Annotated in this window: 15 protein-coding genes; 9 read left to right on the top strand and 6 right to left on the bottom strand. The window is 70.2% G+C overall.

Annotated elements, in window-relative coordinates:
- The first annotated feature begins 52 nt into the window (after window positions 1-52).
- Genes BKA10_RS13695 through BKA10_RS13705 form a run of 3 tightly spaced genes read left to right on the top strand, consistent with a single transcriptional unit; the run spans window position 53 to window position 2,768 of the window.
- Window positions 53-943, top strand: a complete 891-nt coding sequence (locus BKA10_RS13695; RefSeq protein ID WP_183500473.1) for a carbohydrate ABC transporter permease — start codon at window positions 53-55, stop codon at window positions 941-943.
- Window positions 940-1,866: a carbohydrate ABC transporter permease gene (locus BKA10_RS13700; protein ID WP_183500474.1), complete on the top strand. Its 927-nt coding sequence runs from the start codon at window positions 940-942 to the stop codon at window positions 1,864-1,866. Before BKA10_RS13695 ends, BKA10_RS13700 begins: the two co-directional genes overlap by 4 nt.
- On the top strand, window positions 1,863-2,768 hold the full coding sequence (locus BKA10_RS13705) for an ROK family protein (protein ID WP_183500475.1): 906 nt from the start codon (window positions 1,863-1,865) through the stop codon (window positions 2,766-2,768). Before BKA10_RS13700 ends, BKA10_RS13705 begins: the two co-directional genes overlap by 4 nt.
- Before the next feature lie 39 nt (window positions 2,769-2,807).
- On the opposite strand, the gene BKA10_RS13710 is transcribed toward BKA10_RS13705, so the two are convergent.
- Genes BKA10_RS13710 through BKA10_RS13715 form a run of 3 tightly spaced genes read right to left on the bottom strand, consistent with a single transcriptional unit; the run spans window position 2,808 to window position 3,927 of the window.
- Window positions 2,808-2,987: a hypothetical protein gene (locus BKA10_RS13710; RefSeq protein ID WP_241740147.1), complete on the bottom strand. Its 180-nt coding sequence runs from the start codon at window positions 2,985-2,987 to the stop codon at window positions 2,808-2,810.
- Window positions 2,987-3,115 carry a hypothetical protein gene (locus BKA10_RS16790; protein ID WP_277816589.1) on the bottom strand — a complete coding sequence of 43 codons (129 nt, stop codon included), beginning with the start codon at window positions 3,113-3,115 and terminating at the stop codon, window positions 2,987-2,989. The genes BKA10_RS13710 and BKA10_RS16790 overlap by 1 nt, the downstream gene beginning before the upstream one ends.
- A gap of 2 nt (window positions 3,116-3,117) precedes the next feature.
- Window positions 3,118-3,927 carry an HAD-IIA family hydrolase gene (locus BKA10_RS13715; RefSeq protein WP_183500476.1) on the bottom strand — a complete coding sequence of 270 codons (810 nt, stop codon included), beginning with the start codon at window positions 3,925-3,927 and terminating at the stop codon, window positions 3,118-3,120.
- Window positions 3,928-3,969: 42 nt separating this feature from the next.
- Here BKA10_RS13715 and BKA10_RS13720 point away from each other — a divergent pair, with 42 nt between their 5' ends.
- Window positions 3,970-4,923 (top strand): SDR family NAD(P)-dependent oxidoreductase, encoded by a 954-nt coding sequence (locus tag BKA10_RS13720; protein WP_183500477.1) that lies wholly within the window; start codon window positions 3,970-3,972, stop codon window positions 4,921-4,923.
- A gap of 5 nt (window positions 4,924-4,928) precedes the next feature.
- On the opposite strand, the gene BKA10_RS13725 is transcribed toward BKA10_RS13720, so the two are convergent.
- Window positions 4,929-5,564: an iron dependent repressor, metal binding and dimerization domain protein gene (locus BKA10_RS13725; protein ID WP_183500478.1), complete on the bottom strand. Its 636-nt coding sequence runs from the start codon at window positions 5,562-5,564 to the stop codon at window positions 4,929-4,931.
- A gap of 9 nt (window positions 5,565-5,573) precedes the next feature.
- Window positions 5,574-6,857, bottom strand: coding sequence for an Nramp family divalent metal transporter (locus tag BKA10_RS13730; RefSeq protein ID WP_183500479.1), 1,284 nt, complete (start codon window positions 6,855-6,857; stop codon window positions 5,574-5,576).
- A 242-nt stretch (window positions 6,858-7,099) separates the two neighbouring features.
- Here BKA10_RS13730 and BKA10_RS13735 point away from each other — a divergent pair, with 242 nt between their 5' ends.
- A complete protein-coding gene (locus tag BKA10_RS13735) occupies window positions 7,100-7,726 on the top strand; it encodes a TrmH family RNA methyltransferase (RefSeq protein WP_183501218.1) in 627 nt (208 codons plus the stop codon).
- A gap of 104 nt (window positions 7,727-7,830) precedes the next feature.
- Here BKA10_RS13735 and BKA10_RS13740 read toward each other — a convergent pair whose 3' ends face one another.
- Window positions 7,831-9,150: an MATE family efflux transporter gene (locus tag BKA10_RS13740; RefSeq protein WP_183500480.1), complete on the bottom strand. Its 1,320-nt coding sequence runs from the start codon at window positions 9,148-9,150 to the stop codon at window positions 7,831-7,833.
- A 115-nt stretch (window positions 9,151-9,265) separates the two neighbouring features.
- Between BKA10_RS13740 and BKA10_RS13745 the strand changes: the two genes are divergently transcribed.
- The 4 genes from BKA10_RS13745 (at window position 9,266) to BKA10_RS13760 (ending at window position 15,331) form a co-directional block, all read left to right on the top strand.
- A complete protein-coding gene (locus tag BKA10_RS13745) occupies window positions 9,266-11,053 on the top strand; it encodes a lipase family protein (protein WP_183500481.1) in 1,788 nt (595 codons plus the stop codon).
- Between the two features lie 29 nt (window positions 11,054-11,082).
- Window positions 11,083-13,062, top strand: a complete 1,980-nt coding sequence (locus BKA10_RS13750; protein WP_183500482.1) for a M13 family metallopeptidase — start codon at window positions 11,083-11,085, stop codon at window positions 13,060-13,062.
- A 101-nt stretch (window positions 13,063-13,163) separates the two neighbouring features.
- Complete coding sequence (locus tag BKA10_RS13755; RefSeq protein ID WP_183500483.1) at window positions 13,164-14,096, top strand: serine hydrolase; 933 nt, start codon at window positions 13,164-13,166, stop codon at window positions 14,094-14,096.
- Window positions 14,097-14,221: 125 nt separating this feature from the next.
- Window positions 14,222-15,331, top strand: coding sequence for a 5-methyltetrahydropteroyltriglutamate--homocysteine S-methyltransferase (locus BKA10_RS13760; RefSeq protein ID WP_183500484.1), 1,110 nt, complete (start codon window positions 14,222-14,224; stop codon window positions 15,329-15,331).
- Window positions 15,332-15,483: the final 152 nt, after the last annotated feature.

Raw genomic sequence — 15,483 nt, forward strand, 5'->3', positions numbered from 1 at the left:
CGCCCTGCACTCCCTGCGACCGGCCGAGGACCGCCCGGCAGAGAGGACGATCATGCACAAGGGCATCCGCAACTGGGGTCCGCCACTCCTGCTGATCTCACCGACGATCATCATCCTCGGCATCTTCGTGTACGGACTCATCGGTGCGAACGTCTCGGTCGCGATGAGCAACCGGCACTCGCTGCAACCGGCGACCGAGTTCGTCTGGTTCGACAACTTCATCGAGCTGCTCACCGAGGATCGCTTCCTGCATTCGCTGCTGAACCTGCTCGTGTTCACGGTCATCTTCATGGTCGGGACGATGTTCTTCGGCTTCCTCTGGGCCTGGATGCTCGACAAGGGCGTCACCGCCGAAGGCGGGTTCCGCAGCATCTACCTGTTTCCGATGGCGGTGTCGTTCGTCGCCTCCGGCGTGGTCTGGCGCTGGCTGCTCAACTCCGCCGAGGGCGATCGCGCCTCGGGCCTGAATCGCATGCTCGAGACGATTGGGCTCGGATTCCTGCAGAACTCGTGGTGGAACACCCCGATCTGGGGCATGGCGGCCATCGCGATGCCCGCGATCTGGCAGCTTTCCGGATACGTGATGGCACTGTTCCTCTCGGGCTTCCGCGGCATCCCCGAAGAGCTCCGTGAGGCTGCGCGGATGGACGGCGCGACCGAGTGGCAGCTGTATCGGCACGTGATCTTCCCGCAGCTCAATCCCGTCATGCTGTCGGCGCTGGTCATCGTCGCGCACATGTCGCTGAAGGTCTTCGACCTCATCATGTCGATCACCGGAGCCATCTATCAGACCGAGGTCCCGCACACGTACATGTGGATCGCGCTCACCTCGAACGACTATGCGAAGTCGGCGGCCATCGCCACCGTGCTGCTCGCGCTGGTGTGCGTGTTCATCATCCCCTACCTCGTTCACCTGGCCCGTTCCGAGAAGAGGACCCGATGAGCGTCCAGACCGGGCTCGAGCGTGCCGCCTCCCCGCGCGACATCGCCGTGGCCCCCACCGCGGGCAAGGCGAAGCGCCGCCTCGGCCGCACCGCGAAGTACGTCATCCTCATCGGGTTCGTCATCGTCGTGCTGATGCCGGTATACGTGCTGATCGTCACGAGCCTCAAACCGCCCTCGGACGTCAACCCGGCCACCTCGTGGGGATTGCCCGTGCGCTGGCCGTGGGAGCCCGCGGTCGACGGCGGCCCGACCGGGTTCGACAACTGGACGACGGCGTGGAGCACACTGGCCGCTCCCATCGGCCGCACCTTCCTGCTCGCGATCCCGGCATCGCTCATCTCGGCGTTGCTCGGATCGATGAACGGCTTCGTGCTCTCACGCTGGCGCTTCCCGCATGCCGACATCGTGTTCACGCTCATCCTGTTCGGCATGTTCATTCCGTACCAGGCGATCATGACCCCGCTCGTGCAGATGAAGACGTCGCTGGGTATGCCCAGCGACATCTCGACGCTGATCATCGTGCACATCATCTTCGGTCTGCCGATCTGCACGCTGATCTTCCGCAACTACTACGTCAGCATCCCGAACGAGCTCATGGAGGCGGCGCGGGTCGACGGCGCGGGCATGCTGACCGCGTACTGGCGCATCGTGCTGCCGCTGTCGCTGCCCGGGTTCGTCGTGACGATCATCTGGCAGTTCACCTCGGCGTGGAATGACTACCTGTTCGCGCTGTTCCTGACCAATGTGCAGGGCGGCCCGGTCTCGCTCGCGCTGGTGAACCTGTCGCAGGGTGCGCAGCTGGCGAACTACGGCGCGGCCATGGCGGGAGCGCTGATCGCATCGGTGCCGACGCTGCTGGTCTACATCCTGCTCGGCAAGTACTTCATCGGCGGCCTCATGAGCGGCTCCGTGAAGTCGTGAGCCTGCTCGCCCTCGCCCTCGACCTCGGGGGCACCAAGCTCGACGGCGCTCTCGTGACAGATGCGGGGGCGATCGTCGCGGACTCTCGCGTCCGCCGTGCGACGGGACGCGACATCACCCCCGAACGCCTGCGGGCCGTGCTCGCCGAGGTGGTGGCGGAGGTGATCGCGCGGGTGCCCGAAGACGCCGTCGTGGCGGGCGCAGGTGTGGGCACCGCCGGGCCCGTGGATCTGCCCGGCGGTCGCATCGAGCCGGTGAACATGCCCGAGCTCGCAGGCTTCCCGCTGGTGGATGCCGCGGTGGAGGCGCTGCGCGCAGCCGGCGTGGCGGCACCCGTCGTGGTCGGTCACGACGGCGGCTGCCTCGCACTGGCAGAAGAGTGGATCGGCGCGGCGGTGGCGGCCGCGGCATCCCTCTCGATCGTCGTGTCGACCGGCATCGGGGGTGGGTTCGTCGTCAACGGGGCGCTGCTGACCGGGGCGACCGGCAACGCCGGACACCTCGGGCAGACGCACGTGGGCGAGTCGACGCTCGAAGAGATCGCCTCGGGGCCGGCCAGCGTGGCCTGGGCCCGCGCAGCGGGGTGGAAGGGAACGACGGGCCTCGAGCTGGGGGCTGCTGCCGCAGGCGGCGACCGGCTCGCACGGGCGGCCGTGGAACGGTCTGCCGGCGCCGTCGGCGTAGGTCTCGCCGACGCCGCCACGCTGCTCGACCTCGATGTCATCTCGATCGGCGGCGGATTCTCTCGCGTATCCGACGACTACGTCGACCTCGTGTCGACGGCGCTGCGCAGCGCCGCCGAGCTCGACTTCGCGCGCCGCGTCACGATCGTGCGCAGCGGGCTCGGCGACGACGGTCCGCTGATCGGCGCTGCCGCACTGGTCCTGCGCGGCGCACGCTGATCGCCGGCACGCGATGGCCGGTGCCGGATCCGGCGCGGGTCAACGGAAGATCGGCAGCTGCGAGGCCAGGGCGAGCACCAGGCCGAGCAGCGTCAGGATCATGATCGTGCGCCGGTTCGTGGTCGCGCCGCCGGCGCCGGGCTCCTTCGATGTGCGCAGGAACATCACCAGCGCCACCAGCAGCACGGCCAGGCCGCTGACCGCCAGGACGATCGCCATCAGCTGCCGTCCCGGTCATCGTCGTCGTGGCGGCGATTGCGGATGAAGCCGACCGCGAACGCCACGAGCGTTCCGGCCAGGATGAGCGTGGTCACCCCATACAGCAGGTTCTGCTCGAAGTCCGACACGGTCACAGCACTTCGGGCAGCTCGGTCTCGAACGGTTCGACGGCGATCAGGTCGGCCACCGAGTCCACGATCTCATCGGGGCGGAACGGGTAGCGCTCCACTTCGGCGCGGTCGGAGATGCCGGTCATCACCAGGATCGTGTGCAGGCCGGCCTCGATGCCGGCGACCACATCGGTGTCCATCCGGTCGCCGATCATCCCCGTCGACTCCGAGTGCGCGCCGATCCGGTTCAGCGCCGACCGGAACATCATCGGGTTCGGCTTGCCGACCACGTACGGTGACTTGCCCGTCGCGTGGGTGATCAGGGCGGCGAACGAGCCCGTCGCCGGCACCACGCCCGAGGCGGTCGGGCCCGTGGCATCCGGATTCGTCACGATGAACCGCGCCCCCGCGTTGATGAAGCGGATCGCCAGCGTGATCGCCTCGAAGGAGTACTGCCGCGTCTCGCCGACCACGACATAGTCGGGCTGGGTCTCGGTCATGACGAAACCGGCCTCGTGCAGCGCGGTGGTGAGTCCGGCCTCGCCGATGACGAACGCCGTGCCGCCCGGATGCTGCGACCGCAGGAAGTCCGCCGTCGCCAGCGCCGAGGTCCAGATGCGGTCCTCGGGCACGTCCAGCCCCGACCGGGCGAGCCGGGCGCTGAGGTCGCGCGGCGTGAAGATCGGGTTGTTGGTGAGCACCAGGAACGGCGTTCCGGCGTCCCGCCATTGGGCGAGCAGCTCGGCCGCCCCGGGGATGGGACGGTTCTCGTGCACGAGAACGCCGTCCATGTCGGTCAGCCAGCAGTCGATATCGGCGCGCGTCCGCATGGGGCCAGCCTATCCGGGCGGCGGGGACGTAGTGTCGGGGCTGTGGCACGCGACACCTGGGACCCGACCCACCTTCCCGATCTGCACGGACGGCGGTATCTGGTGACCGGGTCCAACGCGGGCCTGGGTTTCTTCGCGTCGCTGCAGCTGGCCGGTGCGGGCGCGCGCGTGATCATGACCGGGCGCAATCCGAATCGGCTCGCCGCGGCACGGGCGGCGCTCCTGCGGCAGGTTCCGGATGCCGATCTGGAGAGCCTCATGCTCGATACGAGCAATCTGGGGTCGATCCGCGCCGCCGCAGCGACGGCGCGGGGCCGTACCGGGCTCGATGGTGTGCTGCTGAACGCGGGCATCGTCCACCCGCCGGCGCAGCGGCAGACGACCTCGGACCGGCATGAGCTGGTGTTCGCGACGAACGTTCTCGGCCACTATGCGCTGGCCGGTGAGATGCTCCCGCCCCTCGCGGCGGCGCGCGGACGCATGGTGTGGCTCGGTTCGATGTCGACGTCGATGTGGCAATACGATCCGCTCGACCCCGAGCTGGAGAACGGCTACACCCCGTGGCGCGCGTATGTGCAGTCCAAGGTCGCGGCGACCGCGCTGGGCTTCGAAGCCGACCGGAGGCTGCGCAGTGAGAAGGTGCCGGTCGCGAGCCTCGTCGCACACCCCGGTTACTCCATCGGCGGCCGCACGCGGGGCATCGCCGGGGTCAATGAACCCAACCGCGCCAAGAGGTTCCGCGACAACCTGCAGGCGCCGATCGCCCAGTCCAAAGAGCGCGGCGCCTGGGTGCTCGTTCGGGCGCTGGTAGACCCCGCCGCCGAGGGCGGTCAGTTCTGGGGCCCCTCCCGCGGCATGCGCGGGGCGCCGCGCCCGGCGTCGGCCTCGAAGGTCACCCGCGATCTCGACGTGGCCGCCCGCATGTGGCACTACTGCGAGCACGCCACCCGCGTGCCGTGGCCGTTCGAGAAGGCGCGCAAAGCCAAGCGACGCTGACCGGCTCAGGCAGTCAGCCAGATCGCTTCGGCCGCTCCGGCCGGCAGCGCGACCGGGTCGCCGTCCAATCGCACCGCGTCGCGCCCCGCGGCCGTGAGTGAGCGCCCGACGACGACCCCGGCCGCGTCGAGCGCGCGCAGCAGCGCCGGATCGCGGTCGGACACCCGCAGCACCCGGCCGGTATGCCCGACGTGCGCCTGCCCCAGCAGGACGAATGCTTCCCGGTCGACCACCCCCGCGGCATCCGGAATCGCATCGCCGTGCGGATCGAACCGGGGGTGGCCGAGGCGCTCGTCGATGCCCGCCAGCAGCCGGTCGCTGATGGTGTGCTCGAGCACTTCGGCCTCGTCGTGCACCTCATCCCACGCATAGCCGAACTCGCGGACGAGCCAGGTCTCGATGAGCCGGTGGCGCCGGATGATGGCCGCCGCACGCGCCTCGCCGTCGGCGGTCAGCGAGACCGGTCCGTACGGCCGATGCGTGACGAGCCCCTGGGCTGCGAGTTTCTGCACCATCTCGGTGATCGACGACGGCGCGAGGCCGAGTTCGGCCGCCAGCTGCGACGGCGTGATCGGCGCGGTCTGCCACTCGGTGTGGTGGTAGATCGTCTTGAGGTAGTCGTCGATCGCGGCGGAAGGCACGGTGCCAGGCTATCCGCCGGTGAACACCAGCCACAGCAGCAGGGCGTTCAGCGCGATGAGGAACACGGATGCCAGGACCCCGGCCGCCGTCGTCACGACGCGGTTGCGGTGGGCGCCGAGCAGGTCGCCTCTTGCGGTGAGGGCGACCAGCGGGATCAGCGCGAACGGGATGCCGAAAGAAAGCACGACCTGGCTGAGGATGAGCGCGAAGGTCGGGTCCACGCCGATGGCGAGGATGGCCAGCGCGGGGATCAGCGTGACCAGCCGGCGGGCGAGCATGGGCACCCGGACCATGAGCAGTCCATGCATGATCTCGGCCCCGGCATATGCGCCGACCGAGGTGCTGGCCAGTCCGCTGGCGAGCAGGCCGACTGCGAACAGCGTCGCGACGACGGGGCCGAGCCCGGACTTGAGGGCTTCGTAGGCGCCCTCGAGGCTGTCGGTGCCGGGCACTCCGGCGAGATTCGCCGCCGCGAGCAGCAGGATGCAGAGGTTCACGGTTCCCGCGATCGCCATCGCGATGGTGACATCCCATCTGGTGGCGCGCAGCAGTCGCGTCGTGGAGAACCGCTCTGTCTCCCTTGCCGGAGCCGACCGCGGACGGAACCGGTCGCGCGCCAGCGCACTGTGCGCGTAGATCGCGTGCGGCATGATCGTCGCGCCGAGGATGGATGCCGCCAGCAGTACCGAGTCGGCTCCCTCGAAGCGGGGGACGAGCCCGCCGATCACCCCCGCCGGGTCGGGCGGCGCGAGGAAGACGCCGTACGTGAACCCGATCGCAATGATGGCGACGAGCCCCATGATCACGAACTCGAAGCTGCGTGCCCCGCGCCGCGACTGGATCATCAGCAGCACGATCGACACCGCGCCGGTGATCACGCCGCCCCACAGCAGCGGCACGCCGAACAGCAGCCACAGTGCGACCGCGCCGCCGATGACCTCGGCCACATCGGTCGCCATCGCGACCAGCTCTGCCTGCACCCAGTACGCGCGCCGCGTCCACCGGTGCTGGAAGCGGCGGCCGAGCGCTTCGGGCAGGCTCAGCCCGGTGACGATGCCGAGCTTCGCCGACAGGTACTGGATGAGCCATGCCATCACGTTGCCGATGACGACCACCCAGACCAGCAGGTACCCGTAGCGGGCGCCGGCGGTCATGTTGCTGGCGACGTTGCCGGGGTCGAGATAGGCGACGCCGGCGACGAGGGCAGGGCCGAGCAGCCACGCGATGCGCTTCGCGGGTGCCGGCGGCGCCGCGCGACCCGGTCCCGCGCCGTCGACAACGGTTTTAGGCATGTCGAAACCATAGCGCACAATATTTCGGTATGCCGAAATATTGTGTCTGAGTCGAATCGTTGTCGCGTGTTGCCGCCTCCGACGTCGTAAGGCGACCAGAAGCGACCCTCATTCGTGAGACGCGGTCCTTGGGGCGCGCGATTGCCCAGGACTGCAGGTCACCCGCGATGACGTCAGCCCGAGGGTGATGGGTACCGGGGTAGCCTGTCCCGGTGACCGACACCGCGCCCGAGAGCCCCGAGGTGATCACCGAGCGCGAACCCGAACTCCCCGTCGGCGTCGGCCCGTGGCCCGGCGGCGCCGACGAGTGGCCCGCCGACTCCCGCTACGACCCCGAACTGCTCGCGCACGGCGACCGCCGCAATGTCATCGACCGCTACCGGTACTGGACCATGGCCGCGATCGTGGCCGACCTCGATGAGCACCGGCATCCGTTCCATGTCGCGATCGAGAACTGGCAGCACGACATGAACATCGGCTCGATCGTCCGCAGCGCGAACGCGTTCGGCGCAGCCGAGGTGCACATCATCGGCAAGCGCCGCTGGAACCGCCGTGGCGCGATGGTCACCGACCGCTACCAGCACGTCCGCCACCACGAAGACGTCGCGGCGTTCACCGCATGGGCGATGGATGCCGGCATCCCCGTCCTCGCGATCGACAACGTCGACGGGTCGGTGCCGGTCGACCGTGCCGACCTGCCTCAGCGCTGCGTGCTGCTGTTCGGCCAGGAGGGTCCGGGGCTGTCCCCCGAGGCGGTGGCGGCAGCGGATGCCGTGGTCGAGATCACCCAGTACGGCTCGACCCGCTCGATCAACGCGAGCGCCGCCGCGGCGGTCGTCATGTACGAGTGGTGCCGCCGCTGGGCGTAGCCCGTCCGGCCGTGCCGCGCAACGACCGACGGTCCTCGGCGCACGATGCGCGCTCAGCCGCGGTCGATGCCGAATGTGTGCTCGACCAGCGCCTGGGAGGCTGCCTACACCCCGACGCGCAGCCACTGCGGCCGGCGCACCCGCCAGCCCAGGGTCGCCAGGCGCGCGAGCATGTACACGCCGAAGAAGCAGACCGCCAGCCACGCCAGCCCCGCCGCACCCGTCGGTGCGACCGCCGCCAGGATCAGCAGTGCCGGAATGTACGGCACGAGGTTGAGCACGCCGGCGATCGCGAGAAACTTCGCGTCGCCCGCGCCGATCAGCACGCCGTCGAGCACGAACACGATGCCGCACACCGGCTGCGCCACCGCCAGGACGATCAGGGCCGGCTGGATGAGCGCCGCCAGTTCGGCATCGCCGGTGAACAGCAGCCCGATCAGGCCCGAGAACCCGCCGATCAGCACGCCGATGATCACCCCGAACCACACGCCCCACGCCATCGTGCGCCCCACCACCCGCCGCACGAACGGCTCGTCGCCGGCGCCGAGCCCGCGCCCGATGAGCGCCTGCGCCGCGATCGCCAGCGCGTCGAGAGCGAACGCGGCGGTCGAGAACATGGTGAAGGCGACCTGCCAGCCGGCCAGCTCGGCGGTGCCGAGGCCGGTGGCGACCCCGACGGTGGCCAGCAGCGCCGCGCGCAGCGACAGCGTCCGCAGGAACAGCCAGCCCCCGGCCCGGGCAGACCCGCGCATGCCCGCCCGCTGCGGGCGGATGGATGCCGTGTGCCGGCGCGCCAGACGTGCCACCACCAGTGCGTAGGCGCCGACCATGCCCCACTGGGCGATGATCGTGCCGGCGGCCGAGCCCGCGATGCCCCACCCGAACCCGTAGATGAACAGCCAGTTCAGCAGCGCATTCGCGCCGAAACCGAGCCCCGCGATCCACAGCGGGGTCACCGTGTCCTGCATGCCGCGCAGCAGCCCGGTCGCGGCGAACACGATGAGCATCGCGGGCAGACCCCACATCGACAGCCCGAGATAGATCTCCGCCTGCTCGGCGACCGCGGCATCCGCGCCGAACATGCCCACCAGCACCGGGGTGGCGAACCATCCGGCGACGGCGAGCACCGCGCCGAGCCCGAGCGCCAGCCACAGCCCGTCGATGCCCGCGCTGACCGCATCGCCGTGGTGGCCCGCGCCGAACCGGCGCGCGACGGCGGGCGTGGTCGAGTACGCCAGGAACACCATCAGCCCGACGATCGTCTGCAGCACGGCCGAGGCGATGCCGAGGCCGGCAAGCGGCACGACGCCGAGGTGGCCGACCAGCGCGGCGTCGACGATGAGGAACATCGGCTCGGCGATCAGCGCGCCCAGCGCCGGGACGGCCAGCCGCAGGATCTCGCGGTTGAGGGTCGACACGGGCATCCCCCGAGCCTACGGCGCACCGGGGACCGCAGACGGGTGGGACCCCCGCCGCGGGTGGAGCGCGGTGCACCCGGCACGTACTGTGGTTCGGGCGCAGAGCAGGGAGGTGGCACGGATGCGGGTACTCGAACGGCTGCCGCTGTGGCGCCTGCACTCGCGCATGCCGCTGTGGCTGCGCATCGCCATCGCCGCCGTGTCGATCGGCCTCGGCGCGGTCATCATCATCCGGCCGACCACCGCGCTGGATGTCCTGGCCCTGCTGCTGGGCGGGGGCATGGTGCTCACCGGCATCCTGGAGCTCACCGGCCGCACCGACGACGACGAGCGGCCGCGCTGGCGCTCGGCGATCGGCGTCGCGTGGCTCGTCGCGGGTGCCTTCATCCTGTTCTGGCCCGGACTGACCGTGCGCCTGGTCGCCGTCCTGGTCGGGCTGCTGCTCATGTTCAACGGCGGCGTGGGAGTCGTCTCCGCCTTCCGGCGGGGGCGCACGTGGGACCAGCGGGTGTCGGATGCCGCGTTCGGCGCCTCCGGCATCCTGTTCGGCATCTTCGCTCTGGGCTGGCCCGACATCACCCTGCTGGTGGTCGCGGTCGTCTTCGGTGCGTGGCTGATCATGCGCGGTTCCGCGGGCCTGTGGAACGCGCTGCGTCGGCGCCGCGCACACACCCCCGAAGATGCACCCGATCCGCCGTGGCGCCGGTGGGGGCGCACCGCCCTCGCGATCGGGGCGGTCGCGCTGGCGGTCGCGACGGTGCTCGTCACCTCGCCGCTGCGCGAGGCGTCGACGGTCATCGACGCGTTCTACGCCGCACCCCGTGACACGCCGTCCGAGCCCGGCAGGCTCGTGCGGGCCGAGCCGTTCACCCGCGACATCCCCGCCAACGCGCAGGGGTGGCGGATCCTCTACACGACCACCGGCGTCGACGGGGAGAACCGTGTGGCCAGCGCACTCGTGGTCGTGCCGCTCGAGGGCGACGGACGCTGGCCCGTGATCGACTGGAACCACGGCACCACCGGATACGCCCAGCACTGCGCGCCCTCTCTCCAGGAGCGGCCGCTGTGGTCGGGCGCGATGTACCTCACGCGCCAGGTCATCAACGAGGGCTGGGCGATCGTCGCCACCGACTACATCGGCCTCGGCACCGCGGGCCCGCACCCCTACCTGATCGGCCCCCCGAGCGCCTCGGCGTCGCTGGACGCCGTGCGCGCCGCGCGCGAGCTCGACGACGCCGACCTCGGCGCGAGCACCGTGGTGTGGGGCCATTCGCAGGGCGGGGGAGCGGCCCTGTGGACCGGATCCATGGCGCGGTCCTACGCCGCTGAGGTCTGGGTGCGCGGCGTCGCGGCCCTCGCACCGGCCAGCGACCCCCTCACTCTGGTCGACGGGGTCTCGGCCATCACCGGCGGCAGCATCTTCGCCTCGTTCGCCTTCGAATCGTTCGAGTCGATCTACCCCGATGTGACCGCACGACGCTACATCCGCCCCGGCGCGCAGCCGATCGTCGAGGCGATGGCCGCGCGCTGTCTGTCCGACCCGGGCACCGTGGTCTCGGTCCTTGCCGCCCTCGGGATGAGCCGCGACCCGGTGATCTTCGCCGCCGACCCCACCGTCGGCACCCTCGCACGGCACCTGCGCACCAACATCGCCCCGCTGACGACGACCGCCCCACTGCTGATCGCGCAGGGCACCTCCGACAGCATCATCGACCCGGCCAGCCAGGACGCGTTCGTCGCGCGACTCTGCGACGCGGGCACACCCGTCGACTACCGCACCTACGCCGGCATGGAGCACACCGCGCTGGTCGAACGACCCTCGCCCTTGACCGAGGAGCTGTTCGAGTGGACGCGCGCCCGGTTCGCCGGGGAGCCGTACCCGACCGAGTGCACCAGGTCCGACCGGTGACCCCGCCCGGACGCCATATCCTTGAGGGCATGACCGAGAACCCCCTCCGCTCGGGTATCGCGATCGACGAGCTCAGCGAGACGATCCGCCCCCAGGACGACCTGTTCCGCTACGTCAACGGCGCGTGGCTGGACCGCACCGACATCCCCGAGGACAAGGCCCGCTGGGGATCGTTCCACCTCATCGCCGAGCGGGCGGAGAAAGACGTCCACGGCATCATCGAGGAGGCGACGACGGCCGAGCCCGGCACCGAGGCCCGCAAGATCGGCGACCTGTTCGCCGGCTTCATGGACATCGAGCGCATCGACGGGCTCGGCGCCGAGCCCATCCGGGCCCAGCTCGACCGGGTCGGCGAGATCACCGGCATCCCGGACCTGCTTCGCGCGGTCGGAGAACTCGAACGCGAAGGGGTCGGCGGGTTCGTCGGCCTGTTCATCGAGCCGGATCCGGGCAATCCGCAGCGCTACGTCGTGTTCTTCGAGCAGAGCGGCCTGTCGCTGCCCGACGAGAGCTACTACCGGCTCGAGAACTTCGAGCAGACCCGCACCGCCTTCCGCGGCTACGTGCGGACGATGTTCGAACTCGCCGGGTTCGACGACGCCGAGGCCCAGGCCGACCTCGTCGCCGCGCTCGAGACCGAGCTCGCCACGCACCACTGGGACAACGTGCGCAGCCGCGACGCGGTCGCCACCTACAACCTGACGTCCTGGGATGCCGTGGTCGAGGCAGTCGGCGTCGATCTGGCCGACTGGCGTGAAGCGGTCGCCCCGGGGCACACCGACGCGCTCGCCGAGATCAACGTGCGTCAGCCGAGCTTCCTGACCGGCCTCGGAACCCTGCTGACAGAAGACCGGCTCGACCAGTGGCGGGCCTGGCTGCGGCTGAAGGTCATCCGCGCGTCCGCGCCGTTCCTGTCGAGCGACTTCGTCGACGCGAACTTCGCCTTCTACGGCACCGAGCTGACCGGCGTCCCGGTCAACCGCGAGCGCTGGAAGCGCGGCGTGAGCCTGGTCGAAGCCGCGATGGGCGAGGCCGTGGGCCACGTCTACGTCGAGCGTCACTTCCCGCCGCAGGCGAAGGAGGAGATGGACGAGCTGGTCGCGAACCTCATCGAGGCGTACCGGCAGTCGATCTCGCAGCTCGAGTGGATGACGCCGGCCACCCGCGAGCGGGCCCTCGCCAAGCTCGAGGCGTTCACCCCCAAGGTCGGCTACCCGGTGAAATGGAAGGACTACTCGGCGCTCGAGATCGACGGCGACGACCTCATCGGCAACGTGCGCCGCGCGAACGCGTGGGAGCACGACCGACAGCTTGCCAAGCTCGGCCAGCCGATCGACCGCGACGAGTGGTACATGACGCCGCAGACCGTCAACGCCTACTACAACCCGCTCATGAACGAGATCGTGTTCCCGGCCGCGATCCTGCAGTTCCCCTTCTTCGAGTTGGATCGGGATGCCGCGGCCAACTACGGCGGCATCGGCGCGGTCATCGGGCACGAGATCGGGCACGGCTTCGACGACCAGGGCAGTGCGTACGACGGCACCGGCGCCCTCAACGACTGGTGGACCGACGACGACCGTGAGGCGTTCTCGTCCCGCACGGCGGCGCTCATCGCGCAGTACGACGAGCTCAGCCCGCGCGAGCTGGGCGACGAGCACACCGTCAACGGCGCACTCACGATCGGCGAGAACATCGGCGACCTCGGCGGCCTCGGCATCGCGATCAAGGCGTACCGCCTCCATCTGGAGGCCAACGGCGAGACCGGTGACGGGCCCGTGATCGACGGGCACTCCGGCATCCAGCGCCTGCTGCTGAGCTGGGCGCAGATCTGGCAGCAGAAGGGGCGGGATGCCGAGACCATCCGTCTGCTGACCATCGACCCGCACGCGCCGAACGAGTTCCGCTGCAACCAGATCGTGCGCAACGTCGACGAGTTCTACCGGGCTTTCGATGTCACCGCGGGCGACGAGCTCTGGCTCGACGCCGAACAGCGCGTCACGATCTGGTGACCGAGGGCGGAGCGGCCGATCCCGGCGCGCGGCGCCGCAGTTCGGCGCGCGCCGCGGATGGGGCTGCGCCCGCCAGCACCTCGGGGACCGATGCCGACGGGATGGCTGTCAGCACCCGCCGCGCCCCCGTCCGGGACGCCGACATGCAGAGGCTGCGCGGCAACACGAGGTCGAGCCTGCGTCGCCCGCGCGGACCGGCGGCATCGGGCCGGTCGTTCGACGCGACCCTGCACGCGCTGCACGAGCTGGCGACCTCGGGCGCGAAGGTGTCGGTGCGGGTCACCGATCTCGACCGCGACACCGTGGTGTTCTCGGGCGACGAGCACCAGCTGCTGCCGGTGGGCGGCATCGGCCTGGTCCCGCTGCTGATCGAGGTCGCGGCGGCGTTCGAGTCCGGCACCGTCGATCCGTTCGAGATCGTGGAGCGGACCAGGGTCGAGCCGGTGGGCATCGCCGGAGTCTGGCAGCACCTCAAAGCACCCGCGCTGCCGCTGTGTGATCTCGCGGTCCTCGTCGCCGCCACCGGCGACGCGCTCGCGGCCAACCTGCTGCTGGAGCGAGTCGGGCTCGAGGCGGTGCGACGCCGGATCGAGTCGCTCGGCTTCGCGCACGTCGCCCTGCTCGACGGCTTCCGCGACACGCGTGGGCCCGATGACGCACCTCAGGTCGCGCTCGGCTCGGCCGGCGAGCTGGCGGCCGTGTTCGCGGCCCTCGTCAATTCGAAGCTGGTGTCGCCCGCGGTCAGCGCCCAGGTCGCCGAGTGGCTGAGCCTCAACCACGACCTTTCGCTCGTGGCATCCGTCACCGGACTCGATCCCTTCTCCCACGACGACGACCGCCACGACCTGCTGTTCATCAACAAGACCGGGCGCGCCGACGGGGTGCGGGCCGAAGCAGGGGTGCTCGCAGGGCCCCGCGCGGGCGTCGCCTACGCACTGCTGGTCGGGTTCGACGACCTGTCGATCGCGCACCGGCTGCGCGTGCACGAGGCGTTCCGCACGTTCGGCGTCGACCTCATGGACCACGTGTTCTGACGTGGCGTGCGCGCACAGCGCGCGGCCGACGGAGCCGGTTCACGACAGCCGCCTCGCGACAGCCGATCGTGTCGCCTGGTGACATCGAGCCGGGGCCTGCCGGTGTGCGGGCGTAGGCTCGACGCATGTCTGTTCCGCCGTACCGCGCCGACATCGTCGGCAGCTTCCTCCGTCCCTCCGTCCTCGCCGACATCCGTCGCCGTCATGCTGCCGGTGAGGTGGATGCCGATGCGCTGCGCATCGCGGAGGACACCGCCATCGCGGAACTCCTGCAGCAGGAGGCCGACGCGGGCCTGAAGCTCGCCACCGACGGAGAGTTCCGCCGGTCGTGGTGGCATTTCGACTTCTTCGGCTTTCTCGACGGAGTCGACATCGTCGAGCTCGACCACGGCATCCAGTTCACCGGCGTGCAGACCAAGCCGCGCGGCGTCGAGGTCAGCGGCAAGATCGGCTTCAGCGACACCCACCCGTTCCTCGAGCACTTCCGCTCGCTCAAGGACCTGCTCGCCCGCTCGACCGGAGCGACCCCGAAGTTCACGATCCCGGCCCCGACCGTGCTGGACTTCCGGCTCGAGCCCGGCCACATCGGCGGCGGCTACAGCGGTCGCGACGACATCGTCGACGACCTCGTGCAGGCCTACCGCGACGCCGTCGCCGCGTTCTACGACGCCGGCGCGCGCTACCTGCAGTTCGACGACACCGCCTGGGCGTACCTGTGCAGCGAGGCCGAGCTGGCCAAGGCGCGCGAGCGCGGCATCCACACCGACGGCATCGCCGAGCGATACGCGGGGATCCTCAACCGCATCCTCGACGGCAAGCCCGACGACCTGACGGTCACCACCCACGTGTGTCGCGGCAACTTCCGTTCGACCTGGATCTCCTCGGGCGGCTACGAGCCGGTCGCCGAGCAGCTGCTCGGCAATACGGCGTACGACGGCTACTTCCTCGAGTACGACACCGAGCGTGCGGGCGGGTTCGAGCCGCTGCGGTTCCTCCCCGAAGGCGACAAGACCGTCGTGCTCGGCCTCATCACCACGAAGTCCGGTGAACTCGAAGACGTCCCCGCGATCAAGGCGCGCATCGACGAGGCCGCCACGTTCGCGCCGCTGGGCCAGCTCGCGCTGAGCCCGCAGTGCGGCTTCGCGTCGACCGAAGAGGGCAACGAACTCACCGAGGACGAGCAGTGGGGGAAGGTGCGCGAGGTCGTCGCCATCGCCGACGACGTCTGGCGCTGAACCGGCCGGTCACCGCCTACCTTCACACGCCCCTCTCGCGAGCCGCATAGCTACGCGCGAGCCGCATATGTATGGACTGTCCAAAGATATGCGGCTCACCCAAAGGTATGCGGCTCGGCGAGTCGGGGCGGGGCGGGGCGGGTCGGCGGGGC

It is taken from the genome of Microbacterium invictum (genome assembly GCF_014197265.1).
Classification (GTDB): Bacteria; Actinomycetota; Actinomycetes; order Actinomycetales; family Microbacteriaceae; genus Microbacterium; species Microbacterium invictum.

Bases quoted from the DNA above. Each gene is read 5' to 3' on its own strand.
- BKA10_RS13695 (WP_183500473.1), top strand. From the start codon at position 53: ATGCACAAGGGCATCCGCAACTGGGGTCCGCCACTCCTGCTGATCTCA.
- BKA10_RS13700 (WP_183500474.1), top strand. From the start codon at position 940: ATGAGCGTCCAGACCGGGCTCGAGCGTGCCGCCTCCCCGCGCGACATC.
- BKA10_RS13710 (WP_241740147.1), bottom strand. From the start codon at position 2,987: ATGGCGATCGTCCTGGCGGTCAGCGGCCTGGCCGTGCTGCTGGTGGCG.
- BKA10_RS13715 (WP_183500476.1), bottom strand. From the start codon at position 3,927: ATGCGGACGCGCGCCGATATCGACTGCTGGCTGACCGACATGGACGGC.
- BKA10_RS13730 (WP_183500479.1), bottom strand. From the start codon at position 6,857: ATGCCTAAAACCGTTGTCGACGGCGCGGGACCGGGTCGCGCGGCGCCG.
- BKA10_RS13740 (WP_183500480.1), bottom strand. From the start codon at position 9,150: ATGCCCGTGTCGACCCTCAACCGCGAGATCCTGCGGCTGGCCGTCCCG.
- BKA10_RS13745 (WP_183500481.1), top strand. From the start codon at position 9,266: ATGCGGGTACTCGAACGGCTGCCGCTGTGGCGCCTGCACTCGCGCATG.
- BKA10_RS13750 (WP_183500482.1), top strand. From the start codon at position 11,083: ATGACCGAGAACCCCCTCCGCTCGGGTATCGCGATCGACGAGCTCAGC.
- BKA10_RS13755 (WP_183500483.1), top strand. From the start codon at position 13,164: ATGGCTGTCAGCACCCGCCGCGCCCCCGTCCGGGACGCCGACATGCAG.
- BKA10_RS13760 (WP_183500484.1), top strand. From the start codon at position 14,222: ATGTCTGTTCCGCCGTACCGCGCCGACATCGTCGGCAGCTTCCTCCGT.